Raw genomic sequence first — 26,260 nt, 5'->3', positions numbered from 1 at the left:
TTGAAATGGGTGCATATTGTTATCAGTAATGCCAAGCGGAATTTATTATGTAACTATCACAAAATCAAACGAAAGTATCTACAATTGTACTTAGACGAATTTGTTTACAAACTCAATCGTCGTTACTTTGGAGAGCATTTATTCGACAGGTTGGTTTTAGCCAATATTACCGCTTATGAGTGATTACGGATATACAAATAAATAATAATATTTTTTCAATACTATATAATCAACTAATCTTTTACACAACAAAGTTATCTACAAAAAACACTAAAAACTTATACCAAATTTTTCTAATTTATTCCTAAAATTGCTTTTTTGTTTGTATTCATGTTTTATAATATTTTTTAATTAAAAAATGCAAAATCATCATACATAAAAGGGTGATGAATACTATCAAAATAACCCCAATAGTTACAGAAAAAAGGTTAAATTTTTCAGCAGGAATTATTTCTGTTTTTTTCAAGAAAAAAAATAAAAATATAAGTCCGAAAGAAAATAAAGAACCAAATACTCGAACTATAAAAGAAATTTTATTTTTCATAACTAAACATTGTTTTATAAAGCACTTATCCCAGCTACGCCCCATCCTACCCATCCAGCAGGATTCCAAGTGTTAACTGCTGCTCCATAAGCAACATTTACTGCAAATCCAGTAGCAACTCCAGAAGCTGCCATCCAAGCTCCTGTAGCTCCCCCTCCTTCACTTTGGGAGGCCATATAACCACACCCTACAGCTACCTGTTGTAAATTGGAATCAATTTTATTTGTCTTATTGACTCCTCCCATTATGCCTAATGACATTATCATTGTCACTAGCATTCCTAAAATTGCTTTTTTATTTAAGTAATTCATAAAATGAAAAATTTAAAATTAAACCTTAATTATATCTTTTGCAAAAAATATCCATAAAACAAATTTTACTCCTTTTTCCGAAAAGATTTTTATTTTGCAAAGTTATCTACAAAAAATACAAAAACCTTATACCAAATTTTTCTAATTTAGAAATAATATGTATATTTGTCCATATTTTAATCAACCAAGCTATGTTTAACTATCACGAGAAAATTCGCAAAGTCCGAGAAAACAAAAACTATACACAAGAGTTTATGGCAGAGAGCCTGCATATCTCACAACGGGCCTATAGTAGCATTGAAAACGGAAAAACGCAACTGACCATTGAGCGCCTGTTCGATATTTCTAAAATTTTAGAAGTTTCTGTTTCTGAAATTTTAAATTTGGATAACAACAATATTTACAACAATTTCAATAATCAAGGTCTAAAAAACAGAGGGCATTTAGTCAATTTCAAACAAAATGATTTGGAAGAAATAAAACTCCTATACGAACGAATAATCAAAATCAAAGATCATGAAATTGCTTTTTTAAGAAGTCAAACCACACATCAGTAATTTTCTTATCCGATGAAAACCATTACTTGCAACGGAATACTTATCTCGTTGGATATTCCCAAAATAATGGGAATCGTCAATGCTACTCCCGACTCATTTTACAGCCAAAGTCGCATAACAGAACACAATATACTAAACCAAGTAGAACAAATGCTCCACGATGGTGCTACATTTATCGATATAGGTGGATATAGTTCTCGACCCAATGCAGAAAACGTTTCTCAAAGCGAAGAAATCAAGCGTGTTATCCCACTGATTGAGAAAATAATCCGAGCTTTCCCAAGTGTATTTATTTCTGTAGATACCTTCCGAGGTGAAGTAGCTCGACAAGCAATCAAAGCAGGAGCTTGTATTGTCAATGATATTTCGGCAGGCGAGGCAGACCCTACTATGTGGGATATTGTCACAAGCTACCAAGTGCCTTATATTGCCATGCATATGAGAGGTACTCCACAGACTATGCAACAATTCACTCAGTACAATCATTTAGTCAAAGACATTATTTATTACTTTTCGCAAATAACACAAAAGGCACACGCACGAGGGATAAATGACCTTATTATTGACCCGGGGTTTGGGTTTTCAAAGACCTTAGAGCAGAATTATTCCCTAATGAAAAACTTAGATGCTTTTCACATATTAGAAAAGCCCTTGCTTGTAGGTATTTCTCGTAAATCTATGCTTTACAAACTATTAGAATCTTCTCCCGAAGAATCGCTGAACGGGACTTCTGCTCTAAATACGATAGCATTGCTCAAAGGAGCTGATATTTTGCGTGTTCATGATGTAAAACAAGCCATGGAATGTGTGAAAATAATCCAAACTATGAATCTATAATATTTTTGTATGAAATCTATTTCAATTTTTATACTAATTTCTTTATTTACAATAAGTTGCCAACAGAAAAGAGTGCAGCTCCCTCAGGTAAGTGAAGTTGATAAAACTTACCTTACTGACCATTCGGCTATTTATATTTTTTTTGATGAAGAAACAAAACAAGCCAAACTGAATCGGTCGAACTTGATAACATCTACCCATTGGGTCTTTCATGTTGATAAACGTAATTCGCTGTATCAGAGCGGATTGCAAATAGACAAAATGCAAACAAAAAAAGAAAATCCAATGAATCCGCATAACAATCCTTCTTCGCGTAATTACTTCTCTGTTGCCGAAATGACTCAAAAACAACTGGGTTTTATAGATTTTACTCCTACCCGATTTCGTTTTTTTCAGGCAGAAAATCAACTCAAAACAGCAAATTCCATACAAGTTTTTGTCCGAAAAGATGGTTTTTATATTGATGGGGAAAAAATTTATTTGTCAGAATTTTCTAAAAATGCAAACAAATCGTACCTTTGGGTCTTTGATGGAGCAATATCTTTTGAAGATTTTGTACGTATTTACCAATCTTTATTGAAGGTTGAAATCATTCCTTCTGAAATTTTTTATACAAAATCATAGATTATGTTTAAAGCATTTGATTTTTTAGATTTTTCTATTATTGATGCCATTGATATTATTTTAGTTGGGTTGCTTCTGTATTATATTTATAAACTACTCAAAGGAAGCGTAGCAATCAATATTTTCTTAGGTATAGTTATTATTTTTGTTATTTGGAAAGTAACACAACTTGTTGGTATGGAGCTTCTTAGTGGAATATTAGGACAATTCATCGGTATGGGTTTTTTTGCTCTTATTGTTGTTTTTCAGCAAGAAATACGTAAGTTTTTGCTGGTTGTAGGCTCAACAAACATTACCAAAAAAGGATTTTTCAAAAAACTTTCTTTTTTAAGAAATGCTAAAATAGATTCGTCGGTGCGACAAACTATTGAAACACTAGTTTCTGCCTGTCGAAAAATGGGATTAGAAAATACGGGAGCTCTCATAATTTTGGAACGAAATCAATCACTTGATTTTGTTAAAAATTCAGGAGATAAAATGAACATAGAGGTCAATCAGCCTATTTTGGAAAGTATTTTCTACAAAAATAGCCCTTTGCACGATGGAGCGATTATCGTTGAGGAAAATTACGTAGTAGCAACACGTGTTATATTACCTGTTGTCAGTCAGAGTGTTATCCCAAAACGATTCGGACTAAGACATCGTGCTGCTATTTCTATTACCGAAAAAACAGATGCTACGGCACTCGTTGTTTCAGAAGAAACTGGAAAAATTTCGTATATAAAAAATGGTGAATTTGTACTTTTCAATACTGATGAAGAATTGATACAAATAATGGAAAAAGATTTTTCGTAATAAAAAATCACCCTCTTTTTTTGAATAATTAAACCTTTTATTTACTCCAATGCGAGAAGATTTTTTGCATTATATCTGGAAAAATAACTATCTGCTAAACAAGAATTTAAGACTTGTTAATGGAGATATTTTGCAAATAATTTCTTCTGGGGAACACAATAAACTTTCGGGTCCCGATTTTATGGGTGCTCACCTGAAAATAGGTACGCAAGAATGGGCAGGTAATGTTGAAATACACACTCATTCCTCACATTGGTACGCTCACGGACACGAAAAAGACCGAACCTACGGTAATATTATTCTTCATGTAGTTTGGCAACACGATAGTGAAGTGTTTGATTATCACAACAATATAATTCCTACATTGGAACTTCAATCGATTGTATCTCAAGAAATATTAGATACATATCATGATTTTTTTAATCGTCCGACAAGTTTTATCCCTTGCGAAAAAGAGCTAATTCATATTGAGAATTCTGTTTGGAATATTTGGAAATCGACACTTTATCTGGAACGATTAAAAGAAAAATCTTCTCTGATTTTGAAGATGTTGCAAGATACTCAAAATGATTGGGAATCAGTATTTTTTCGCCTTATGATGCGTTATTTTGGCGGAAATATCAATGGAGAAATTTTTGAAAATGCTGCAAGAAAAATACCTTTTACCATTATTCGTAAAGAACTTCACAGAATAGAATCGCTCGAAGCGTTACTCTTTGGACAACTCGGGCTACTTACTGGTGAAGCATTGGATACTTATCAGAAAACATTGCAAACCGAATATCAATATCAACAACATAAGTATCAATTACTTACGAGCGAAATAGGTGTGCAATTTTTCAAACTACGCCCTTCTAATTTTCCAACGATTCGATTATCACAATTAGCCAATTTTTATAATAAAGAAAAAAATTTGTTTGCCAAATGCTTATCAATCAATTCTATAGAGGAATGGCAAACGCTCGTTACAAGTATTTCTACCTCCGAATATTGGAAAACTCATTATACTTTCACAAAAGAATCAAAATCTAAAATCAAGAAAATCACTAAATTACAAGCTGAATTATTATGGATAAATGTAATTATCCCGATACAATACACCTATGCTATATTTTTAAACGAACTTAATAATTCCTCTTTTTTAACAAAAATGACAAATGTTCCTGTCGAAGAAAATGCTATTTTAAACAAATTTCAAAATTTGAAAGTAGTAATAAACAATGCGCTCGAAAGCCAAGCCATACTTCAACTTTACAAAAAATACTGCTCTAAGCATGAGTGTTTGCGATGTCAAATAGGTATAACTTTACTTAAACAAAAAATCTTACCTTTTTGATTATGAATAATTTTTCAAATAAAAACCCATTTCATCTATATATTTCCAAACATCGGGGTCAAGTAGTGGGCGGACATTTTTCCCTTGTGCTATTTCATCTCGAACGAGCGTAGCCGAGAGTTCTATAATAGGAGCATTCACACGTTTTATACGCGGGTGATGTAATAATTCGATAGGTATTTCTTCTTGTGAAATCCGAGGATATACATAAATATCATATCGCTCTAATAGTACTTGATAATTTTTCCATTTTGGAAAACTTTTGAGATTATCCTCTCCCATTATCAGGCAAAAATGAGTTTTGGGGTATTTTTCTTCCAAATAAGTTAATGTATTTATGGTATAATTCGGTTCAGGTAGGCGGAATTCTATATCGCTCTCACGAAGTTTGTCATATTTTTTAACAGCTCGATAAACCATTTCAAGTCGATGATGATTTTCTAACAAATTCACTTTCTGTTTGAAAGGACTTAAAGGAGTAACAACAAACCATATTTCGTCCATATCACTATGTTCTACCAAGTGATTGGCAATAATAATATGTCCGATATGTATCGGATTAAATGACCCAAAATAAAGACCTATCTTCTTCATTATCAATTCTTTTGAAAATTTTTAATTGCCAAACCAATTTTCTCTATCAAGGCTTCGGTACTGAATAGCCTCTCCTATATGGTATTCTTGAATTTGGGGCGAATTGTCCAAATCAGCAATGGTGCGCGCCACTTTCAAGATACGGTCATATGCTCGTGCCGAAAGATTCAATCTGTCCATTGCATTTTTAAGTAATTCGAGTGATTTTTCATTGAGTTTGCAATATTTGCGTATTTGTTTTGTATTCATTTGTGCGTTGTAGTGAATATGTTCATATTCCTTAAAACGCTCGGTTTGGATAGCTCTTGCTTGAATAACTCGCTTGCGAATATCTGCACTACTTTCCGATTTGTCTTCATTAGAAAGTTTTTCAAAAGGAACAGGACTTACTTCTATATGAATATCAATTCTATCCAAAAGAGGTCCTGAAATTTTACCCAAATAGCGTTGCATTTCGGCAGGAGTACTCACCACTGGGGCTTCTGGGTCATTAAAATATCCACTCGGACTTGGATTCATACTCGCTACCAACATAAAAGAAGACGGATATGTAATGGTAAATTTCGTTCGCGAAATAGTAACTTCTCTATCTTCAAGTGGTTGTCGCATTACCTCTAAAACCGTTCGTTTAAATTCAGGTAATTCGTCCAAGAATAAAACGCCATTATGTGCCAATGATATTTCACCCGGTTGAGGATAGCTACCTCCTCCAACCAAAGCAACATCAGAAATGGTATGATGAGGACTTCGAAATGGGCGTTGACAAATAAGCCCACTATCTTTTACACGCCCAACCACACTATGTATTTTGGTCGTTTCTAATGCTTCGTAAAGAGTCATCGGAGGGAGAATGCTTGGTAAACGCTTGGCAAGCATTGTTTTTCCTGAGCCCGGCGGACCTATCAAAATGATATTATGTCCACCTGCCGCTGCAATTTCCATACAACGTTTTACACTTTCTTGTCCTTTTACGTCTGAAAAATCAAACTCGGGCGTTTCCAAATTTTTGAAAAATTCTTCTCGGGTATCAATTTCTGTTCTTTCAAGTTGAATATCTTCATTGAGAAAATCAATAACTTCTTTAATATTATCTACTCCATAAACCTCCAAATTATTAACAATCGCAGCTTCTTTGGCATTTTGTTTGGGAAGAATAAAACCTTTGAATTTTTCCTTTCGAGCCTGAATAGCTATCGGTAAAACTCCTTTTATAGGTTGTAAACTTCCATCAAGAGAAAGTTCACCCATAATGATATATTCACTCAATTTTTCAGATTGTACCTCACCATTTGCTGCCAAAATACCAATAGCAAAACTCAAATCATACGCCGAGCCTTCTTTTCGCATATCTGCAGGAGCCATATTGATAGTTATTTTTTTACCTGGTATTTTATAATTGTTATTTTGTAAAGCAGCTGCTATCCGATAATTACTTTCTTTTATGGCGTTGTCAGGCAATCCAACCAAATGATAACCTATGCCTTTATCAATATTTACTTCAATTGTAATGGTTGTTGCTTCTACGCCAAAAACAGCACTTCCATAAACTTTCACTAACATAAACTATGCACTTTTATCAAAAGAGCAAAAATAGCAAATTTTCGATAAAAAATGAATTTATTCTAATGTAATTTAAAATAAAAAACTGCCTTTTACAAGGCAGTTTTTAATATATTATTCATTTTTAAAATTATTTAATCAAATTGATTTCAACACGACGATTAAGCTGTCTTCCTTTTGCATTAGCATTAGAAGCAATTGGACGATCTTGTCCATAACCTCTTGATTCTAATCTTGATGCATCAATTCCTTTTTCAATCAAATATGCTTTTACTGCATCAGCTCTGTCTTGTGAAAGTGTTTGATTTCTAGCTTTGTTACCTGTACTATCAGTGTGTCCTTCAACTGTAAATCTTGAAGATTTGTACTCATTCAATACTCGAACGATTTGGTCAAGAACATCAGCAGATGAAGTTTTGATAGTAGCTTTACCTGTATCGAACAAGATTGTTTTAGCATAGTCATTCAATTGTTTTTGAACAACTTCTGTTACTTCTGGACAACCTCTGTTAGAAACTGGACCAGGTACATCTGGGCAAAGGTCATCTTTATCAAGTACTCCATCTCCGTCTTTATCTTGGAATGGACATCCATTGTTTTCTTTTGGACCTGCTTCGTTAGGACATTTATCTTCATTATCAGCAATACCATCTCCATCTGTATCAGGACAACCTTTAAATTCTTTCAATCCTGGTGTTTCTGGACAAGCATCATCTTTGTCAGCAATACCATCTCCATCTGCATCAGGGCATCCGTTTAATTCTTTTGGACCTGCTTCTTCTGGACAAGCATCATCTTTATCAGCAATACCATCTCCATCTGTATCAGGGCATCCATTGAATTCTTTCAATCCTGGTGTTTCTGGACAAGCATCGTCTTTATCAAACACACCATCTTTGTCTGTGTCTTTTCCTCCAAATTTAACTACAATTCCTGCTGAATGTTGGAAATAGTCAGTAGCTGTTTCTTTGAAAGCGTGATGATAACCTGTTTGAACGTTAAGACCGATATTTTCATTAAACCAGAAGTTAATTCCCCCTCCGGCAAGTATTTTGATATCATCTAAATCTCCATATTTAGAATATCCTCCTCCTACTTTTACATATGGGTCAAACCAACCAGACTCAGTTGTAAAGATGTTTCTCAAAGCATAGCGAACTTGTAAGTTAGCTGCCCAAAATGATTCATCAATTTTTGGAAGATTTGCATCTTCATCATTGAAACCTCTTTCAATTTTGTTCAAAGTTCCGTCAATTTCAGCAGAGAAACCAGAACCGATGTAGCGAGCTACTGAAAGTTTAGATACAGCAGGAAGGATATTGAAATCCTTTGTTCCATACCAATCTTTAAATACATCTCCAAAGTCTTTTGGAGATCTAATGTCTACGGCATTTACGCCAAATCCTATTGCCCAAGGATTGTTTTGGTCTTGTGCTTGTACTGCTCCAACGCCTAAAAGCAATGACAAAGCTACCAATGAAACTTTTATTCTTTTCATACGTTTAAAAAATTTAATTATTCTATAATCTTTTTGAATTTGGGTGCTAAGATACGTAAAAAATCAACTACTTTCTTTATTTTTTTTCTATTTGTGTTAATTTTAACAATTTTATAATCTTATTTCATTTATTTTAAATAACTCCAAGCTCTTTTCCTACTTCAGTAAAAGCCTTTATAGCTTTGTCCAAATGTTCTTGTGTGTGTGCTGCTGAAAGTTGTACGCGAATACGTGCTTTATCTTTGGGAACAACAGGATAGAAAAATCCAATTACATAAATACCTTTTTCTAAAAGTTTATCTGCCATTACTTGTGAAGTCTTTGCATCATACAACATTACAGGAACAATAGCACTGTCTCCATCAATAATGTCAAAACCTGCTTGTTTCATGCCTTTTTTAAAATACTTAGTATTCCATTGCACTCGATCGCGAAGTGTTGTATCATTGGCAAGCATATCAAACACTTTGATTGATGCTCCAACAATAGCAGGCATCAATGAATTTGAAAACAAATAAGGTCTAGAACGCTGGCGCAAGATTTCTATAATTTCTTTTTTACCCGTAGTATAACCTCCCATAGCTCCTCCTAAGGCTTTCCCAAGAGTACCTGTTACAATATCTACACGTCCCATAACACCTTTTTCTTCTAATGTACCCTTTCCTGTCGCTCCGATAAAGCCTGCTGCATGACATTCATCAACCATTACCAATGCATCATATTTTTCGGCCAAATCACATATCTTATCTAATGGTGCGACAACTCCATCCATAGAGAAAACTCCATCAGTAACAATAATTTTAAAACGTGCTTGGTCTCTACTTGCTTGTTGTAGCTGAACTTCCAAGTCGTTCATATTGCTATTTTCGTATCGATAACGCTTTGCTTTACACAGACGGACACCATCAATAATAGAAGCATGATTTAAAGAATCAGAAATAATTGCATCTTCTGCAGAAAAAAGTGGTTCAAAAACACCTCCATTAGCATCAAAAGCAGCTGCATACAATATAGTATCTTCCGTTCCGTAGAAATGAGCTATTTTTTGCTCTAATTCTTTGTGAATATCCTGTGTTCCACAAATAAACCGAACCGACGACATTCCAAAACCATGGGTGTCCAGAGTTTGCTTAGCAGCTTTTACTACCTCAGAGTGAGAAGAAAGCCCTAAATAATTATTCGCGCAAAAATTAATCACTCTTTGACCTGTACTAATTTGTATTTCAGCACCTTGTTGTGAAGTAATAATACGTTCTTTTTTGTACAAACCTGCTTGTTTTATCTCGGCAAGTTCCTCTTTCAAATATTGTTTTATTTTCCCGTACATAAAATCTTGTTTTGCTAAATAATCAATAGCACAAAGATAAGAATATTTTAGCAACAAAAAAGCATTTGACAAAAAATTTTTTTTAAAAAATATTTTTTATTAACTTTTATTTAAAGTGCTTGATATCAGTATTTTAATAATAAAATTATCTTAGATTTAAAAAAAAATAACAAAGAAAATACTCAAATACAATTTTCTATCTCAGTATATTTATAATAGAAATCGTCTTTTTTTACTGATTTGCAAATACTTTTTGTAAAAGTGGAGTAGTTCGAGCACTCACATTTTGACGAATATCTAATTCTTTTTGGGCGATTTGAACAAAAAGTCCCTCAATGGTTTTTTCTGTTACATATGCTGTAAGATCTGTATTAACTGGTGAGATAAAAGGAATCGTATTATATTTATTCATTATTTGTGTCCATACATCATTGGCTCCCACTTTATCAAGCGACGCTTTTATTTGGGGTGAAAAAGCTGAAACTAATTGTGAAGTTGTTTGTTTTTGAAGGTATTGAGTAGCTGCATCTTTATTTCCTGTCAGAATAGACATAGCATCAGTAAAAGTTAAATTTCTAATTGCTGAAACAAAAATCGGTTTTGCCTGTGAAACAGCATCTTCGGCTGCTCGATTAAGAAGTTTAATTCCTTCATCTGCAAGGCTTGAAAGCCCTATTTTACGAAGTGTATTATCTACTTTTTGTAGCTGTTCTGGAAATAATATTTTCACCATATTATTCCCATAATAGCCATTTTGCTTGCTCAACATATCTACTCCACTTGATACACCAAGCTCCAAGGCTTGTTTAAGACCATTAGAAACATCAGCATTGGTTAGCGTGCCCGATACAGGTAAATTATTGACAACCGTTTGTAACTCAGCACAACCATTGAATAAGAATAAACTACACAATACAATAGTTATTTTTTTCATTATCACTAATATTAAATGAGGCAAAGTTACATTTTTATTTGAAATTAAAAAAACATTTTCTTTAGAAAACAATAAAAAAACCAAATTCTATTGCTTGAACTTGGTTTTTGAAAAACTAAATTAAATTTTTTATCCGTTAAGAGCTTCTGCTCCTCCTACTATTTCCAAAATTTCGTTGGTTATAGTTGCTTGTCGAGCTTTATTGTAAGTAAGTTTTAGTTGATCTCGCAATTCGGTTGCATTGTCAGTAGCTTTGTGCATTGCTGTCATTCGTGCTCCGTGTTCAGCCGCAAATGAATCACGTAAAACTTTGTAAAATTGGATTTTGAGAGATCTGGGAACTATTGTTTCTATAATTTCTTGCTTTGATGGTTCAAAAATATAATCTGTTTCTATTGCTTGTTCTTGTTGCATAGGTGTTATTGGTAAGAAAGTTTCTTCAACAACTATCTGTGTAGCAACATTTTTAAAACTATTATATACCAAAATAATTTTATCATACTTGTGTAAAACATACGCTTGCATTAGCTCTTGTGCTATTTCAGACACACGTTCGAAAGTCAAATTATCAAACAAATGTGCATAAAATTGAGTTACTTTCTCAGTTTTTTTAAGTACATCATTTCCTTTTTTACCAATTGTATGAAATGTTACATTTTTCCCAGCATATGTATTTTCTACCAATGACAAAGCTCGTTTTACAATATTAGAATTGAACGCCCCACAAAGTCCTCTATCAGAAGTTATTGCCACAATCAAAATGTTTTCGGGAACTTCCACTTTGGGCATATACGGATTATCATTACCCAAGGCGGTCCCTAAAAAGCCAAGTAGTTCAGTTAGCTTGTTTGCATAAGGTTTCATTGCCGAAATGGCATCTTGTGCTTTTTTTGACTTTGCTGCTGAAACCATTTTCATTGCACTGGTTATTTGCATTGTCGAATTGATTGAAGCTATTCGACTTCGTATTTCTTTCAAATTTGCCATAATTCAATGACTTTTCTATATTTTAAAATGTAAAGTAACTATTTTTTATTTATAATTTTTAATAATGCAATTATTATTCTGTGTCTTTTTCTTTTCCAAACCATACAACAGCATAATTTTTGTACATTCCAATACCAATAGCCTGCCATTTTTCACTCCATACGCCTCTATTCATTAAAACAGCTTCGTGGTTGGCATTTTTCTTCCACAAATTTAAAGCTATTTCTGCGGAAGAAACTCCTTGGGCAGCAATTTCATAGCCATTTCCTTGATAAGAAGTCAGTTCACGTGGTTTGCTCCACATTAAAGATGCTTGAGCATGGTCGGAAGTATAACATACTGGTTTCCAAATACCTTTGTCTGACCAACTATGTAAATTACATGAACCTCTATTAGGATTATTATTTCCTAAATCCTTAACATGAGTTCTAGCTACAAGAGTCAAACTCTTAGAAAGAGGTATTTCTGACAAACCCATTTGTTTTCGGTAAGCCATTATTAGTTCATAAAGTTTTCTTTCTTGAGAACTTTCTGTCCCAATTTCGTTATCAATCTGATTTTCTGATGTATTGGAAATAGTTGAACACGCAATAAAAATCAAGTTAAAACAAAACAACAAGAATTTCATTTCCCTAATAAATAATTTACCTTTTTCTTAAAATATTTTTTAAACTTTACCAAAGCTTCGAAGCTTTGATAAAGATTTAATTATGCTGTATATTTCTGCGATAGTTCCTTCGCTACTTTTTCAAGTGTTAAGGTAATTTCATCGGTAAGTTTACCTGCTTTGAGTTCATCAAGAACCTCTGTATGTTTGGCATGCAAAAATTCTAAATATTCTTTCTCAAATTCTTTTACCTTTTCAACAGGTACTTGACGTAATAAGTTTTTTGACCCAACATAAATAATAGCCACTTGGTCTTCTACTTTGTATGGGTCGTTTTGAGATTGTTTTAAGATTTCCACATTACGTTTTCCTTTTTCAATCACATTGGTTGTTGCTGCATCAAGGTCGGAACCAAATTTAGCAAATGCTGCTAATTCACGATATTGAGCTTGGTCAAGTTTGAGCGTTCCCGCTACTTTTTTCATTGACTTAATTTGTGCCGAACCTCCTACACGAGACACCGAAATTCCTACATTGATAGCAGGTCTCACCCCAGAATTGAAAAGGTCTGATTCCAAGAATATTTGTCCATCTGTAATTGAAATCACATTCGTCGGAATATATGCCGAAACGTCTCCTGCTTGAGTTTCAATGATAGGAAGTGCCGTGAGCGAACCTCCTCCTTTTACACGCTTGCGTAAAGGTTCAGGTAGATCATTCATTTTGGCTGCTACTTGGTCATTAGCAATAATTTTAGCAGCTCTTTCCAACAAACGAGAATGTAGATAAAATACATCTCCTGGATAAGCCTCACGTCCTGGTGGTCTTCTAAGCAACAATGATACCTCACGATAGGCAACAGCTTGTTTGGAAAGGTCATCATAAATAATTAAAGCTGGGCGACCTGTATCTCGGAAATACTCCCCAATAGCTGCTCCTGCAAAAGGTGCGTACACTTGCATCGGAGCAGGATCAGAAGCATTCGCAGCTACAATAGTGGTGTAAGCCATTGCTCCTGCATCTTCAAGAGTTTTGGCAATTCCTGCAACCGTTGAGGCTTTCTGTCCGATAGCCACATAAATACAATAAACAGGCTTGCCTGCATCGTAAAATTCTTTTTGATTAAGTATAGTATCAATACAAACTGTTGTTTTCCCTGTTTGACGGTCACCAATAACTAACTCACGTTGCCCTCTTCCGATAGGAATCATTGCATCAATAGCTTTAATACCTGTTTGCAAAGGTTCATTAACTGGTTGACGATAAATAACTCCAGGTGCTTTACGTTCCAAAGGCATTTCAAAAAGTTCACCTGTTATAGGTCCTTTTCCGTCAATGGCCTCTCCCAATGTATTAACAACACGTCCAATAACTCCCTCGCCTACTTTGATAGAGGCAATACGATTGGTACGTTTAACAGTATCTCCTTCTTTTATCTGTTTGGATTGTCCAAGAACAACTACCCCTACGTGGTCTTCTTCAAGGTTGAGTACCATACCTTGCAACCCAGATTCAAACTCCAATAATTCTCCGTTTTCTGCTTTAGAAAGACCGAAAACTCGAGCGATTCCGTCTCCTACTTCAAGAACGGTTCCTACTTCTTCTAAGGAAGTTGACGAATCAAAATTCGCCAATTGCTGCTTTAAAATTGCTGAAATCTCAGCGGCTTTTATCTCTGCCATTTTTTATTCTGTTTAATGGTTCAATGTTAAAATTATTTATGAACTTTTGAAATATTCTACTTCATTTCACGTATTCTTACCTCAATCAACGTGTTATTAAGCCGTGTTACAAGCTCTTGTACAGGAGTATCATTAAAATGATATGGATAAAATATTTTAGGACTAATCATTCTAACAGCTCTCTCAGCTTGTTCAAGAGTCATCGTATAAGGTTGATTTATAGGTAGAAACGCAATATCTATATTTGAAATATCATTCATTTCGGGAATATCTTCTGTATCACCTGCGATGTAAATACGCAATCCGTCAAATGTCAAAATATATCCGTTATCACGACCTTTCGGGTGATATTTTTCCCTTCCTGCAGTTGTGTTATAAGCAGGAACAGCCTCTATATCAATGCGTTTCTTCAGTGAGCGTTTATCTCCATTTTTCATTGCGATTCCGCTACCCAATTTTTCTTTACAACTTTCATTAAGAATAATTTGAGTTGATTTTTTTGAAAGTAGGCGAATTGCTTTTTCGTCGTAATGGTCTGGATGTTCGTGTGTTACCAAAATAAAATTCGCTTTCGGAAAACTCGAATAATCCGTTACATTATCCTGATAATTTATCACAGGGTCTATCTGAAAAGAAATGTTATCGTATGTAATTGCCAAACTACCGTGTTTGATGAAAGTAATGGTTACTTTTTTACCATTTTTGGTAGAGAAAATATCGGACTGATACTTGGGCTGAGCAGTCAAGGTACAACTAATTATGTATAATAAAAATAAAATTACTTTTTTCATTACTTAAAAATTTACAAATAGTATATAATTTCTCTTCAAAATTACGTGTGATAGCCGAGAGCTTGCTCGCTATATAGTGTTTTTTATACTAATAAGGTGTAAATTGTATCCAGTCAATCAGATATATACAATCTATTCCTGATTGGGGTGGTCCTTTTATCCAACTTGTGTCTGTCCAAGAATTTAATTTTAAGAAATAGTTTTCAGTTATTTTCACCTCGTGGTCTTTGTAATGGTAAGTGTAATAAATTTTCCCATCAACAAACCATTCAATTCGGTCAGGTAAAATGTTAAATCCCCAAATATGAAAATCATCAGAAGGATTGAAATTTAATTCTATATTAGTGCTAAAACTTTGCTTATTTGTAGCGTGAGTCGCTAAGTGAACTTCTCCTGTATTTTTTTGAACTTATATGTAAGAAACTCAATGTCAACTTCTTGCTTGGTTCCATCACCCACCTCTTTGTCATTCCAATCAATGGTGTAAAAAGAATTTAAAATTCCTGCAACAGAAGAAGATTTTAAGCGAACTTCCCATTTTCCATATGAAAATTCTTTACGTGTTTGAATAGCAGAACCCAAATATGAACCATTATCGTTACGAAAAACTAAATGCAAGTGTCCATTTTTGGTATAAACACGTGTCCTGTCTGTTTGTCCTCCATGCTCTTTCCAAGTGCCTATTTGCCAAATCGTTTCATCAATATCAGAAGTATTAAAATCTTCTCTGAAAATATCTTTGCCCGATTCTTTTCTGTCTTCTTTTTCAAGAGGTTTTTCTTTCTCTTTTTGGCAAGAAAACACTAATAAAGAAAAAAAACATAGCAATGACAATATGGTAAATACTTTATTTTTCATTCATTTTTCCCTTATAAAGTTATTTTTGTATGAATAAATTCTCTTCAAAATTACGTTTTATAGCCAAAAGTTTATAAGAAATACTCGCATTATACTGAATATCACCCACTCGTAAAATAAAACCTCCTATAATATTCTGGTCTATTTTATTCCGCAATTCGAAATTTGAATTACCTGTAAGTTGTTTTATTTTTTGCAAAAACTGATCTTTAAGCAGATCCGAAATAGGTTCTGCTGTAGTTACTTGCACTATTCGCTTTTGCTTATATTCATTATATAACTCAATATATGCTTTTGCTATATTTTTGGTCAGCGAAAGACGTTTATTACGCACCAAAACTTCAATTAGTTGGCGTACAAGGTCTGACTTGTCAGGGAATATATGTACAAGTACATTGCGTTTTACATTCGATTTGACAATAGGAGAAAGTAATAATCGTTGAAATTCAATGTTTTCATCCATTACTTTCAAGAGGTTTGTCATTTCTTGAAATACAATATCTACCTGTTGCTTTTCGATGGCATAATCTAACAATGCCTTTGCATATCGTTTGGCGGCTCTGATTTTTTGCATACAAAACTTAGTTTAAGGTAACCTCTTTTAGCAAGTTATTTATTAGTTGTTCTTGTTTTGTCTTTTCAGATAATTCGGTTTTTACAACTTTTTGAGCAATCTCTAGAGAAAGCGAGGCTACTTGGCTTTTGAGGTCAATAATTGCTGCTTTTTTCTCATTTTCGATAGTAGTTTTTGCCTGAGCAATAATTTTTTGACCTTCACGATGTGCTTCTTCTTTGGCTTCGGTTACAATACGATCTTTGATTGCACGAGCTTCTTTGAGAATTTCATCACGCTCTGCACGAGCTTCATTTAATAATTTTTCATTATCAGCCTTTAAATTTGCCATTTCTTTTTTAGCTTCTTCGGCAGAAGCCAAGGCATCGTTGATTGATTTTTCACGTTGCTTTACTGCATTCAAAATAGGTTTCCACGCATATTTGGTTAGTAAAAACAACGTAATAATAAATACGATTATCGTCCAAAAAATAAGACTTTCAGGGTGTGTTAAATTCATTGATGTCTAAATTTATATTTTTTTTATTATTTTTTTTCTATAACGAATTGAAAGATTTTCTATTTTTTTTGTTGCTCTTTAAGAATAAACATTTTGTTTTCAAAATTTTAATCAAAAAATCCGTTCGGTAACCAACCGCTACCGAACAGACTGATTTTTAGGCGATTACCCTTTCATAAGAGCTACAACCACCGCAAAAAGAGCTACCCCTTCAATAAGAGCGGCAGAGATAATCATCGCTGTTTGAATTTTAGAGGCTGCTTCGGGCTGGCGAGCAATTCCTTCCATTGCCGCAGCACCAATTTTACCTACACCAATTCCTGCTGCAAGCGCTGCAATACCAGCACCAATACTTGCTAGAACAATTGTTCCTTCCATAATAAAAAAATTTAATATTTAATAATTCTAATGATGTTCTTCTTCAACAGCCTGCCCAATGAACAAAGCTGAAAGAAGTGTAAATACATAGGCTTGAATAAATGCCACAAGTAATTCTAATACATTGATAAACAATCCAAAAGGGACTGAAACAACCGAAGCATATACACTTTTGAATACAAAAATAAGCGATATCAAACTAAGAATTACAATATGTCCTGCTGTAATATTAGCAAACAAACGCACCATTAGGGCGAAAGGTTTGGTCAACATTCCCAATATTTCTACTGGAATCATTATCGGTAGTAACCATATAGGAACTCCAGGAGTGGCAAATATGTGTTTCCAATAATTTTTATTACCACTAAACACTGTAATAACAAATGTTAATACTGCCAATGTGCCTGTAAATAGAATATCATTGGTTAGTGTTCCTGAAATCACCGGAACTAATCCCAGCAAATTTCCTATCCAAATCAGGAAAAATACGGTAAGTAAATAAGGCATATACCGCTCATACTTATGGTCTCCTATGTTGGGTTTGGCGATATCGTCTCGAATAAACAAAATCAAAGGTTCTAAAAATCCTGCTACTCCCTTTGGAGCTTTATCATTTTTCTTATAAGATTTAGCAACAGAAACAAAGATAAATAACATCAGCAAGCAAACAAAAATAAGGGTTACCACATTTTTCGTTATCGAAAAGTTCAAAGGGCGTAGGTTAGTTACGTGATGCTTTTCATCAAATGAAAGACTTCCGTCAGCATTGGCATAGAAAATTTCGCCGTGATATTTAACAAACTTCAATCCTTTACTCTCTACAATGACTTTTCCACTATCATCGTGATGGAACTTGCTCGACATAAAAGTAACCAAGCCATTCTCTGTCCATAAAATAATAGGAAGTGATACCGAAATGGCATGTCCTTTCCAATCCATTATATGATAATCGTGTGCGTCGGCTATGTGATGCATAATCATTTCAGTTGTACCATCAACTTTGTTTTCTTTCGGTGCTTGATGATGGTCTTCTTGTTGTGAAAACACAGACAATGACCCACATAACAATAATAAAAACGCTATTTTGTCTACAATTTTCTGTATCATCATTTTTATTTTATATTGATGAATAATATGATTTGTTGGAATTAAGACGCAAAAATATATTTTTTATTTGAATTTTCCTATTTTCTTTTTCAAAAAATTATTTTTTTTCAAAATTAAATATTGAGTATCTTTATTGAAAAAAAAACCTCGCTTGTTAAACAAACAAAAAATGGTAAAAAAAATGACAAAATATCTGGTATTTCATTCTCTATTTGTGAAAAAATCAGAGGAATTAAAAAGACAATACAAATAAGTATTTGCAAAATTGTTCCTCCCAAAAAAGCATATCCTGTGTAAGTTGGACGTTTTTTATTGACAAAAAAAACAACTATAAAAACCATAATGGTAATTATTGTATGGAAACTATATATTTTCCAAATAGAATAAAAGAGATTTATTCCCATTTGGGTAATAATTATCCAATGGCTTATAGCCAATAAACACAATCTTAAACATAGTTTCAAGATGTTTTCACTCAGATAATTCATTCTTTATCAAATCATTAGCCTAAATAGATTTGTTAATTATCCATTTTTTCGACCTGTTTTATTACATTATATAATGATGCAAATACTCCAAAAAGAGATATCCCCACAATGCCCCAAGGGGCCAAAACAGGGTATTTCTTATCAAGCCAATCTCCTAAATAAGCACATAGAGCAATGGTTATTGCCATCTGCAATCCTATTTGAGAAAATTTTATCCAATTATTTATCTGTTTTTTCAATAGGTTTTGTGTCTTTACCAAACAAAGGCTGTGTGGCAGATTTCTCATTATTACCCCCCATTGTACAAGTTACATTGAATATCGCTCCTGGTTCGATGGCTAATTTTTCAACCAAAACTTCACCTTCAATACGTGCTGTTGATTTCAAACTAAGTGTATTTTTGACCTGCAAAGTTCCTTGTATCGTTCCTTCAATATCGGCATTGGTACAAATGACTTTTCCTTTAATAATACCTGTTTTTCCAACAACTACACGACCTGAGGTTTGAATAGTTCCTTCTACCTCACCATCAATACGGAAATCAGATTGCGAATTAACCTCTCCTTTAATTTTCGTTCCTGAAACAATACGATTATTACCTCCTATGGTTGTTTCAGTAGCTGAATTTTTGTTATTTTCTTTAAACATAATTTATTGATTTTTAATTCATTATATATTTATCTTTATTTTTATATACTTGTATAATACCATAATTTTCGGAGGAAATTACAAAAATTTCTTCTGGAAAACTATTTTTTGGATTAGATTTTAATCGGTCAACCATTTGTAAAGCCTGTTCTTTAGTAAAAAATCCATGTAAAACTGACCATTTTTCGGTAGCATCATATACATCTTCGGTGATTTTAATATATGCTTGACCATTTTCATCAAGAATATCCTTCACCGCAGTAAGTTGTTCCTCGCTTAAAAGAGGATAAACGATTTTCCAAGTTGAAGCTCTTTGCTCTGGTTCAAATTCGATTTCTTTTTCTGACAAATTAAGTATCGTTAGCAATTCTTCTACTTTTTTAGATTGCTTAGAGTTTGGATATTCTTCCTTTATGCGCTCCAATGCCTGTTTGTACGCATTTATTCCTTCCAAGCGACCTTGTGCTTGTGCACGAAGCAAATCCCAATCGGGAGCCGTAGGAGATAATTTATACTGCGGTTTGAGCGAATCTACTACATTTATAATACGTGTAAATTCTTGATTTTCAAGCGATTTTTGTAATTCTTCGTAATATACTCCCAATTGTTGTTCGTTTGTTTTACCCGAACCAGAAAGTATCTGGGCATAGTCTGAGTTTGGAAACTGGCTAACTAATTGATTTTTATATATTTGTGCCTTAGGTGAATTTTCTCTCTCATATATTTTATATAACTGATACAATGATTTTTGTTTTAAATCTTGATCTGGATTATTTTTCAAAACTTCTTCTAATCGACTGATAGCAAGTGTGTTATCTTCAAATTTTTCAAAATAAATAACTCCTAATCGATACAAGGCTTTGTTTCGTTTTTCTTCCAAAGAAGGAAGCTCGCTTTGCGGAGGTAATTGCGCTATAAATGCTTCAGGCGTAAATACTTTTGTTTTAATACTATCTTGCTCTTTTTCAGCAGTTTGCGATGAAGTAACAAGACTTGACCAACGCCAATTGTCAACCAAAGGTCTATCGCCAAATTGTTTTACAAATGTTTGTTTTCCGTAAGCAATTGCTGTCGGACTATAAAAATAAAAAGTATTATCTTGGGTTGGAATTGAAATTTTTATCTCTTTACCAAAATTTGTAATTTGCTGATTGTTAGCTATTTTACCATTTATTTTTTGTAAAGAATCTATATGTTTTTGAAAATACGTAACCTTTTGCTCATCAGAGAGTTTCATTATACGAAGAACACTATCTGTTTGATATACAATCTTTTCTTGTGTGGCTATTTCAGCCAGATTATCTCTTTTACGACGAATATACAAGTGTTCCAACGTCATTTCAGGAATAAAAACGAGCGTACTATCATACCGAGCATGAGCATCAACATATTGTTTTTCAGCAAAATACAATTCTGCCAATCGTTCGTGCGATTTTTCTTTCAAACGATTATTGTCTGTATTCTTTTCAAGTGATTTTAGAAAATACGAAATAGCTTGTTTTTTTTGACTTTGCTGCTCCAAAACAGTTGCATGCTGGAAATACATAACGTCCAAAAATTGTTTATGCTCGTATTGTCGTTCCATTTTTTCTAAAAAAAGAACAAAATCTTGTAATTCTTTGGGTGTAAGTTGCTGATTACGAGTCTTCCCCGCTTGGGCTTCAATCCAAAGTTTGCGAGGAATTTTGCGATTCATATCAATCACTTTTTGAAAATAAACCGTTGCCGAGTCACTATTATTCAAGCGTTCGTACAACTGAGCTGTAATGAAATAATAACGACCTCTTTGAGGTTTGTTTCGGGTTAGTTTTCCTGCTTTTTTCAGCGTATTGGCTGCCTTTTCGTATTGTTTAAGATTGATAAAAGCCTGCGCCAGAGTAGCTTGTGCATCGGCTCGTTCTTGTCGTTTTATTTTTTGTTCTTGTTTTTTTGATTTTTTATTGGTTGAGGTTGAAAAGAATTTTTCCAAATTATCAACAGCGGTACGATCTCTTCCCAATTGTATATTAGTTTTTTCCCGCCATATTATAGCCTCGTTACGTCGATTTGTTACACCATAATTGGTAAGCAAATGATTGAAAGCCTCCAAGGCAGGAATAAATCGTTGATTGTAATAACGAGCTTTGCCTAACAAGATATAAGCATCGTCTATTTTACGATTTTTTTGTTTTCCGTCAAAAACCATTGAGTGTTTCTGAATTGCTTTAATTGCCTTTTCTTCAGCTCGATCAAAGAGTGGATTTTCTTCTCCTTTGAGCTTTATTTGGTCATTCATTACCACAGGTTCTATTGCTAACAATTCAAAATAATCGTCCTGATATTGTTCTTCAAGTTCTTTTTTCCCTTGGTCAAAAGCCAAATTTCCGTTGTATAAAACATTATACATCGTTGGTATCATCTGAAACTGACGATTATAATATGTATCCGACTTTGTTGTGCAACCCACCAATAGAACAACTACAATTCCTATTAAAATATACTGAAAATTCTTCATTAACAAAATTTTCTTTTACAAAGGTGCAAGTTACATAAAAAATAAAAAAATAGAACTACTATAATCTATTTTATTTTTTAATTAACATAAAATTATCTATTTTTGGTAGATTTATTCGGCTTTTTGAATACTATTTTTTTTATGTAATTTTTTTGGTTAAAGGTTTTTTAGTTCTCCCTAAAAAAGCGTTAAAGTGCTTTTTCTTCTATTTTCTTTAAAAAAAAGAAAGTATCTTGCACTTAAATTTTAATACCGAAAATGCAGAAATTTTTACAAAAAATACGTCCGTACATTCAACTATTACAAGAAAAAATTCGCTTAGTTTGGATTTTTTTACGCCAACAATCGTACAAATTTTACCTCAAATGGGCAGGAATTAGTATAGGTATTGGAGCTTTTCTTTTTATATTTTTTATAACACTTGTTTATTTTGGAGCTTTTGGCAAACTTCCATCAGAAAAAGAACTTAAAGAACTCAAACAAGCCGAAGCAAGTCTTGTGTATGATTGTGAAAATCAGCTTATTGGTAAGTTTTTTATTTTTGACAGAACCAATATTGCTTACGAAGACTTCCCTCCGTACCTTATCAAAGCACTTATCGCTACCGAAGACGTCCGTTTTCGCTCACATAAAGGAGTTGATAGCAAGAGTTTGTTTCGTGTTTTTTTCAAAACTATTCTCTTGCAGAACGATGCCTCTGGCGGAGGAAGTACAATTACAATGCAACTTGCCAAGAATATTTTTGGTAGAAAAAACTCAATGCCTGTGAATAAAATTAAAGAAATATTCATCGCAAGACGAATTGAGAAAATTTATTCCAAAGATGAGATTTTAACACTTTACCTAAATACGGTTCCTTTTAGCGACAATACTTACGGAATAGAAAGTGCTTCGCAGAAATTTTTTGGCAAATCGGCTCGGCAACTCACTCTGAATGAAGCCGCTACACTTGTCGGTTCGCTCAAAGCTACTCATAATTATAATCCGAGAATATCCCTTGAAAAAAGCCAAGAGCGTCGCAATACGGTTTTGGCACAGATGAAAAAATATAATTTGCTTTCACAGGAAGATTTTGAACTCAATACCAAAGATTCATTAGCTATTTCATACAATTATTTTTCTGATAATCAAGGGATTGCTCCTTATTTCAGAGAGCAAATACGCTTACAAGTCCCAGAATTATTAAAAGATGTTAAAAAATCTGACGGAACACCTTACAATTTGTACAAAGATGGTCTTCGAATATACACTACTTTGGACAAAACAATGCAAGAATATGCAGAGAATGCAGTAGAAAAACACATGCCTCGCTTACAAAAAGATTTTGAAACTTCATATGGCAAAAAATCCCCTTGGGATATTGACAATCAATGGTTTAAAGATGAAGTGAAAAAACTTTCCGTTTATAAAAAATTACAAAATCAAGGATTTTCTGAGCAAATTATTTGGAATAAACTAAGTCAAAAAAAGGCAATGGATTTATCTTTCTATGAAAGAAAAGATACTATACTGAATCACAGTACCTTAGATAGTATTTCGTTCTACATTCGATTACTCAATACAGGCTTTGTTGCCATTGATCCAAAAACAGGAGCCATTCGTTCATATGTTGGTGGTATTGATTTTGAAAAATTCAAGTATGACCATGTTGTACAAAGCCAACGACAAGTAGGCTCTACCTTCAAGCCATTCATATATGCAACAGCCATAGAATATGGAATGCCTGCCTGTACACACTTTTCACCAAATCCAATTACTTATACAGATTACGAAAATTGGACCCCTACAAATTCTTCACAAATAGAAGCTGATGAACATACTTATTTTTCAATCGGAAAAGCGCTTCGTGAATCTATCAATACAATTGCTGTACAAACACTTTTTTATGTAGGTATGGACAATGTAGTAAGTAAAATAAAACAATTGGGAATAAAAAGTGAAATACCTAGAGTTCCTTCCATCGCATTAGGAACTATTGAAATGACAATGCTAGATTTAGCTCGGGCATATTCTATTTTTGGTAATAAAGGAACTACTACAACTCCTTATTTTATTGAAAAAATAACCGATAAAGAAGGTAAAATTCTTTGGGCATATTCTCCAAAGAAAGAAAAACAAGTACTAAGCGAAACCACCATACAAACTATGATAGAATTGATGCGAGGTACTATAAATCAAGGTACGGCGTCTCGTATGCGCGGACAATACGGAATTTCTAATGATATTGCAGGTAAAACAGGAACAACCCAAGAGAATAAAGATGGATGGTTTGCTGCTGTAACTCCTAACTTACTAATGATTAGCTGGGTAGGTAATGATAGACAAATCGGTTTTCGCAGTACGCGTATCGGACAAGGGGCTAATTCGGCTCTACCTATTACAGCGATCTTCTTGCAGCAACTTAATCGTAATACAAAATATAAAAAAATATCAAAAGAAACCTTTGAGGTATCAGAAGAAATAAAAGCTACTTTGACCGAATGCGAACCTATTATAAGCGATAATTTCTTTGAGCGTCTTTTCAGTGGGAAAACCAAAGATAGCCTTTCAGGTAACGGGCTTTTTCGCATATACAAACCTATGGTTGATAGTCTAAAAATAATTACTCCAAACGAAGGGGAAATTCAAAACGAAACACAAAGTGAAGTAATTCAGCACAGAGATGATACTTTTTTTGAACAAAAACCTAAGAAAAAAAGCCTTTTTGAAAAACTTTTTGGAAGAAAATAAACAAAATTATCTTATAAGTCTGTGAAATATAATATCTTTGCCAACTTATAAAAGTTTTTGGTCTTTATGAAAAATATTTTAAATCTACTAGGGATTTGTATTCTGATTTTTGTATCGTGTACGGAAAACAAAAAAGAAAAAGAAATCAGACAAATACCTGTCAATATGAATGTTACACGTTTTGATTCACTATTTTTTCAAACACCTGTAAATCAGTTGTCTACTTTGGCAAAACAATTTCCATACTTATTCCCGCCCGAGGTTTCTGATACAACTTGGACAAGCAAGCGAACAGACGAACTTCAACTTGAATTATACGATGAAGTTTCTAAAACATTTGGAGATTTTTCTGAGCAAAAAAAGGATTTAAAATCTATTTTTCAGCACATTACCTATTATTTTCCAAAATTTTCTGCTCCCAAAATTTTGACATTAACCTCCGATGTAGATTATCATTCGCGAGTAATTTATGCTGACACATTAGTTGTTATAGGATTGGATAATTACTTGGGGGCAAATCACAAATTTTACGAAGGAATTGCTGAATATATTCGTTTTAGTTTTGACAAAAAATATCTTTCAACTGATGTAGCACTTGCTATTTCGGAGGTGATGATTCCGCGTGAAAGAAACCTAACCTTCTTAGATGCAATGATTTATGAAGGAAAACGATTGTATCTGGCGCAGAAATTTCTTCCCAATACCTCTGAAGTTATTCTTTTGAAATATCCGAGAGAAAAATATGATTGGGCAATGGCTAACGAATCTGAAATTTGGCGCTATTTTATTCAAAATCAATTACTTTATAACACCGATAAAAAAACATTGGATAGATTTATCAATTTGGCTCCTTTTTCCAAATTTTATATGGAACACGACAGCGAATCGCCAGGAGCTATTGGGCGATTTATCGGACTGCATATTGTTAATTCGTTTATGAAAAAACATCCTGACAATTTAGAAAAATTGCTTCGCATAAAGTCAGAAGAATTATTCATACAAGCCAATTACAAACCTTCAAAATAAACTATGAAAAAAACATCAGAAATTAAACTAAAAGTACATCTTGATGAAAATCATATCCCTGAAAAACTCTTTTGGGAAGCACAAGATGGAGGTATAATAAACGAAGAAGCCAAAGCTGTTTTGCTTTCTATTTGGGATAGCAAAGCCAAAGAAACGCTACGAATTGACCTTTGGACAAAAGATATGCCTCTTGACGAAATGAAATTATTTTTTTATCAAATGCTTCATACAATGGCTGATACTTTCTTCAAGGCCACAAATGATGAAAAAATGATGCAAACAATGAAAGATTTTTCGGATTTTTTCGCTGAAAAAATGGAAATTAAACATAAAGAAATGTAATGTATTATTTTCCAAATAAATTTGGTTAAAAGTATAGATAATTATACAATAACATGTTTCGGCATTGTTAATTAAATATTGTTTATTATATTTACATCCAAAAATAATGAAATGACTTGTCCTAAGTGTAAA

General features: G+C 33.4%; 28 protein-coding genes and 1 pseudogene. 9 read left to right on the top strand and 20 right to left on the bottom strand.

All coding sequences use genetic code 11. The annotated features are described in order from the left end of the window. Nucleotides 1–183: transposase (locus OO775_RS12065; RefSeq protein ID WP_264847433.1), on the top strand; the 183-nt coding region annotated here is incomplete at its 5' end. A gap of 375 nt (nucleotides 184–558) precedes the next feature. On the opposite strand, the gene OO775_RS12060 is transcribed toward OO775_RS12065, so the two are convergent. Continuing rightward, entirely contained in the window at nucleotides 559–822 is a 264-nt protein-coding gene (locus OO775_RS12060; protein WP_264847432.1) for a hypothetical protein, read from the bottom strand. Between the two features lie 224 nt (nucleotides 823–1,046). Between OO775_RS12060 and OO775_RS12055 the strand changes: the two genes are divergently transcribed. From OO775_RS12055 to OO775_RS12035, 5 genes are read left to right on the top strand one after another with little or no spacing between them, the layout of a single operon-like run. After that, complete coding sequence (locus tag OO775_RS12055) at nucleotides 1,047–1,412, top strand: helix-turn-helix domain-containing protein (protein WP_264847431.1); 366 nt, start codon at nucleotides 1,047–1,049, stop codon at nucleotides 1,410–1,412. A 12-nt stretch (nucleotides 1,413–1,424) separates the two neighbouring features. Then, nucleotides 1,425–2,249 (top strand): dihydropteroate synthase, encoded by an 825-nt coding sequence (folP, locus tag OO775_RS12050; protein ID WP_264847430.1) that lies wholly within the window; start codon nucleotides 1,425–1,427, stop codon nucleotides 2,247–2,249. A 9-nt stretch (nucleotides 2,250–2,258) separates the two neighbouring features. Continuing rightward, nucleotides 2,259–2,873: a hypothetical protein gene (locus OO775_RS12045; RefSeq protein WP_264847429.1), complete on the top strand. Its 615-nt coding sequence runs from the start codon at nucleotides 2,259–2,261 to the stop codon at nucleotides 2,871–2,873. A gap of 3 nt (nucleotides 2,874–2,876) precedes the next feature. Beyond that, complete coding sequence (gene cdaA / locus OO775_RS12040) at nucleotides 2,877–3,668, top strand: diadenylate cyclase CdaA (RefSeq protein WP_264847428.1); 792 nt, start codon at nucleotides 2,877–2,879, stop codon at nucleotides 3,666–3,668. Between the two features lie 49 nt (nucleotides 3,669–3,717). Continuing rightward, nucleotides 3,718–5,004, top strand: coding sequence for a DUF2851 family protein (locus tag OO775_RS12035; RefSeq protein ID WP_264847427.1), 1,287 nt, complete (start codon nucleotides 3,718–3,720; stop codon nucleotides 5,002–5,004). On the opposite strand, the gene nadD is transcribed toward OO775_RS12035, so the two are convergent. From nadD to porW, 19 genes and pseudogenes are all read right to left on the bottom strand, one after another. After that, on the bottom strand, nucleotides 5,005–5,601 hold the full coding sequence (nadD, locus tag OO775_RS12030; protein WP_264847436.1) for a nicotinate (nicotinamide) nucleotide adenylyltransferase: 597 nt from the start codon (nucleotides 5,599–5,601) through the stop codon (nucleotides 5,005–5,007). An 18-nt stretch (nucleotides 5,602–5,619) separates the two neighbouring features. Continuing rightward, on the bottom strand, nucleotides 5,620–7,158 hold the full coding sequence (locus OO775_RS12025; protein ID WP_264847426.1) for a YifB family Mg chelatase-like AAA ATPase: 1,539 nt from the start codon (nucleotides 7,156–7,158) through the stop codon (nucleotides 5,620–5,622). Nucleotides 7,159–7,288: 130 nt separating this feature from the next. After that, the gene (locus tag OO775_RS12020) at nucleotides 7,289–8,656 is read right to left on the bottom strand and encodes an OmpA family protein (protein ID WP_264847425.1); all 1,368 of its coding nucleotides are present in this window, start codon (nucleotides 8,654–8,656) and stop codon (nucleotides 7,289–7,291) included. Between the two features lie 133 nt (nucleotides 8,657–8,789). After that, nucleotides 8,790–9,983 carry a glycine C-acetyltransferase gene (kbl, locus tag OO775_RS12015; RefSeq protein ID WP_264847435.1) on the bottom strand — a complete coding sequence of 398 codons (1,194 nt, stop codon included), beginning with the start codon at nucleotides 9,981–9,983 and terminating at the stop codon, nucleotides 8,790–8,792. A gap of 232 nt (nucleotides 9,984–10,215) precedes the next feature. Further along, nucleotides 10,216–10,917, bottom strand: coding sequence for a DUF4197 domain-containing protein (locus OO775_RS12010; protein ID WP_264847424.1), 702 nt, complete (start codon nucleotides 10,915–10,917; stop codon nucleotides 10,216–10,218). Between the two features lie 129 nt (nucleotides 10,918–11,046). Then, nucleotides 11,047–11,904 carry an ATP synthase F1 subunit gamma gene (atpG, locus tag OO775_RS12005; protein WP_264847423.1) on the bottom strand — a complete coding sequence of 286 codons (858 nt, stop codon included), beginning with the start codon at nucleotides 11,902–11,904 and terminating at the stop codon, nucleotides 11,047–11,049. A 73-nt stretch (nucleotides 11,905–11,977) separates the two neighbouring features. Continuing rightward, a complete protein-coding gene (locus tag OO775_RS12000) occupies nucleotides 11,978–12,532 on the bottom strand; it encodes a CAP domain-containing protein (protein WP_264847421.1) in 555 nt (184 codons plus the stop codon). Between the two features lie 80 nt (nucleotides 12,533–12,612). Next, the gene (atpA, locus tag OO775_RS11995; RefSeq protein WP_264847419.1) at nucleotides 12,613–14,193 is read right to left on the bottom strand and encodes a F0F1 ATP synthase subunit alpha; all 1,581 of its coding nucleotides are present in this window, start codon (nucleotides 14,191–14,193) and stop codon (nucleotides 12,613–12,615) included. Nucleotides 14,194–14,249: 56 nt separating this feature from the next. Then, the gene (locus tag OO775_RS11990; RefSeq protein WP_264847418.1) at nucleotides 14,250–14,984 is read right to left on the bottom strand and encodes an MBL fold metallo-hydrolase; all 735 of its coding nucleotides are present in this window, start codon (nucleotides 14,982–14,984) and stop codon (nucleotides 14,250–14,252) included. Nucleotides 14,985–15,072: 88 nt separating this feature from the next. Further along, nucleotides 15,073–15,327 (bottom strand): annotated as a pseudogene (locus OO775_RS14150) (family 16 glycosylhydrolase); the annotation flags it as partial. Between the two features lie 35 nt (nucleotides 15,328–15,362). After that, nucleotides 15,363–15,842, bottom strand: a complete 480-nt coding sequence (locus OO775_RS11985) for a glycoside hydrolase family 16 protein (protein WP_264847417.1) — start codon at nucleotides 15,840–15,842, stop codon at nucleotides 15,363–15,365. 19 nt (nucleotides 15,843–15,861) lie between these two features. Beyond that, nucleotides 15,862–16,416: an ATP synthase F1 subunit delta gene (gene atpH, locus OO775_RS11980; RefSeq protein ID WP_264847415.1), complete on the bottom strand. Its 555-nt coding sequence runs from the start codon at nucleotides 16,414–16,416 to the stop codon at nucleotides 15,862–15,864. A gap of 7 nt (nucleotides 16,417–16,423) precedes the next feature. Further along, complete coding sequence (locus OO775_RS11975) at nucleotides 16,424–16,915, bottom strand: F0F1 ATP synthase subunit B (RefSeq protein ID WP_264847414.1); 492 nt, start codon at nucleotides 16,913–16,915, stop codon at nucleotides 16,424–16,426. 165 nt (nucleotides 16,916–17,080) lie between these two features. Next, on the bottom strand, nucleotides 17,081–17,281 hold the full coding sequence (gene atpE, locus OO775_RS11970) for an ATP synthase F0 subunit C (protein WP_264847434.1): 201 nt from the start codon (nucleotides 17,279–17,281) through the stop codon (nucleotides 17,081–17,083). 39 nt (nucleotides 17,282–17,320) lie between these two features. Then, complete coding sequence (gene atpB / locus OO775_RS11965) at nucleotides 17,321–18,403, bottom strand: F0F1 ATP synthase subunit A (RefSeq protein ID WP_373874576.1); 1,083 nt, start codon at nucleotides 18,401–18,403, stop codon at nucleotides 17,321–17,323. A 110-nt stretch (nucleotides 18,404–18,513) separates the two neighbouring features. After that, nucleotides 18,514–18,888, bottom strand: coding sequence for a DUF6168 family protein (locus tag OO775_RS14145; RefSeq protein WP_373874575.1), 375 nt, complete (start codon nucleotides 18,886–18,888; stop codon nucleotides 18,514–18,516). Nucleotides 18,889–18,920: 32 nt separating this feature from the next. Further along, nucleotides 18,921–19,175, bottom strand: coding sequence for an AtpZ/AtpI family protein (locus OO775_RS11960; protein WP_264847412.1), 255 nt, complete (start codon nucleotides 19,173–19,175; stop codon nucleotides 18,921–18,923). Further along, complete coding sequence (locus OO775_RS11955) at nucleotides 19,108–19,536, bottom strand: bactofilin family protein (RefSeq protein ID WP_264847411.1); 429 nt, start codon at nucleotides 19,534–19,536, stop codon at nucleotides 19,108–19,110. Before OO775_RS11955 ends, OO775_RS11960 begins: the two co-directional genes overlap by 68 nt. Before the next feature lie 13 nt (nucleotides 19,537–19,549). Beyond that, the gene (gene porW / locus OO775_RS11950) at nucleotides 19,550–22,030 is read right to left on the bottom strand and encodes a type IX secretion system periplasmic lipoprotein PorW/SprE (protein WP_264847410.1); all 2,481 of its coding nucleotides are present in this window, start codon (nucleotides 22,028–22,030) and stop codon (nucleotides 19,550–19,552) included. 258 nt (nucleotides 22,031–22,288) lie between these two features. Here porW and OO775_RS11945 point away from each other — a divergent pair, with 258 nt between their 5' ends. From OO775_RS11945 to gldC, 3 genes are all read left to right on the top strand, one after another. Then, on the top strand, nucleotides 22,289–24,760 hold the full coding sequence (locus tag OO775_RS11945; protein WP_264847409.1) for a transglycosylase domain-containing protein: 2,472 nt from the start codon (nucleotides 22,289–22,291) through the stop codon (nucleotides 24,758–24,760). A gap of 66 nt (nucleotides 24,761–24,826) precedes the next feature. Then, entirely contained in the window at nucleotides 24,827–25,786 is a 960-nt protein-coding gene (gldB, locus tag OO775_RS11940) for a gliding motility lipoprotein GldB (protein ID WP_264847408.1), read from the top strand. Nucleotides 25,787–25,789: 3 nt separating this feature from the next. After that, entirely contained in the window at nucleotides 25,790–26,128 is a 339-nt protein-coding gene (gene gldC, locus OO775_RS11935; RefSeq protein ID WP_264847407.1) for a gliding motility protein GldC, read from the top strand. Nucleotides 26,129–26,260 lie beyond the last annotated feature (132 nt).

Source organism: Capnocytophaga catalasegens, from assembly GCF_026005215.1.
Lineage (GTDB): Bacteria > Bacteroidota > Bacteroidia > Flavobacteriales > Flavobacteriaceae > Capnocytophaga > Capnocytophaga catalasegens.
This window is presented reverse-complemented; position numbering and strand designations above follow the sequence as displayed.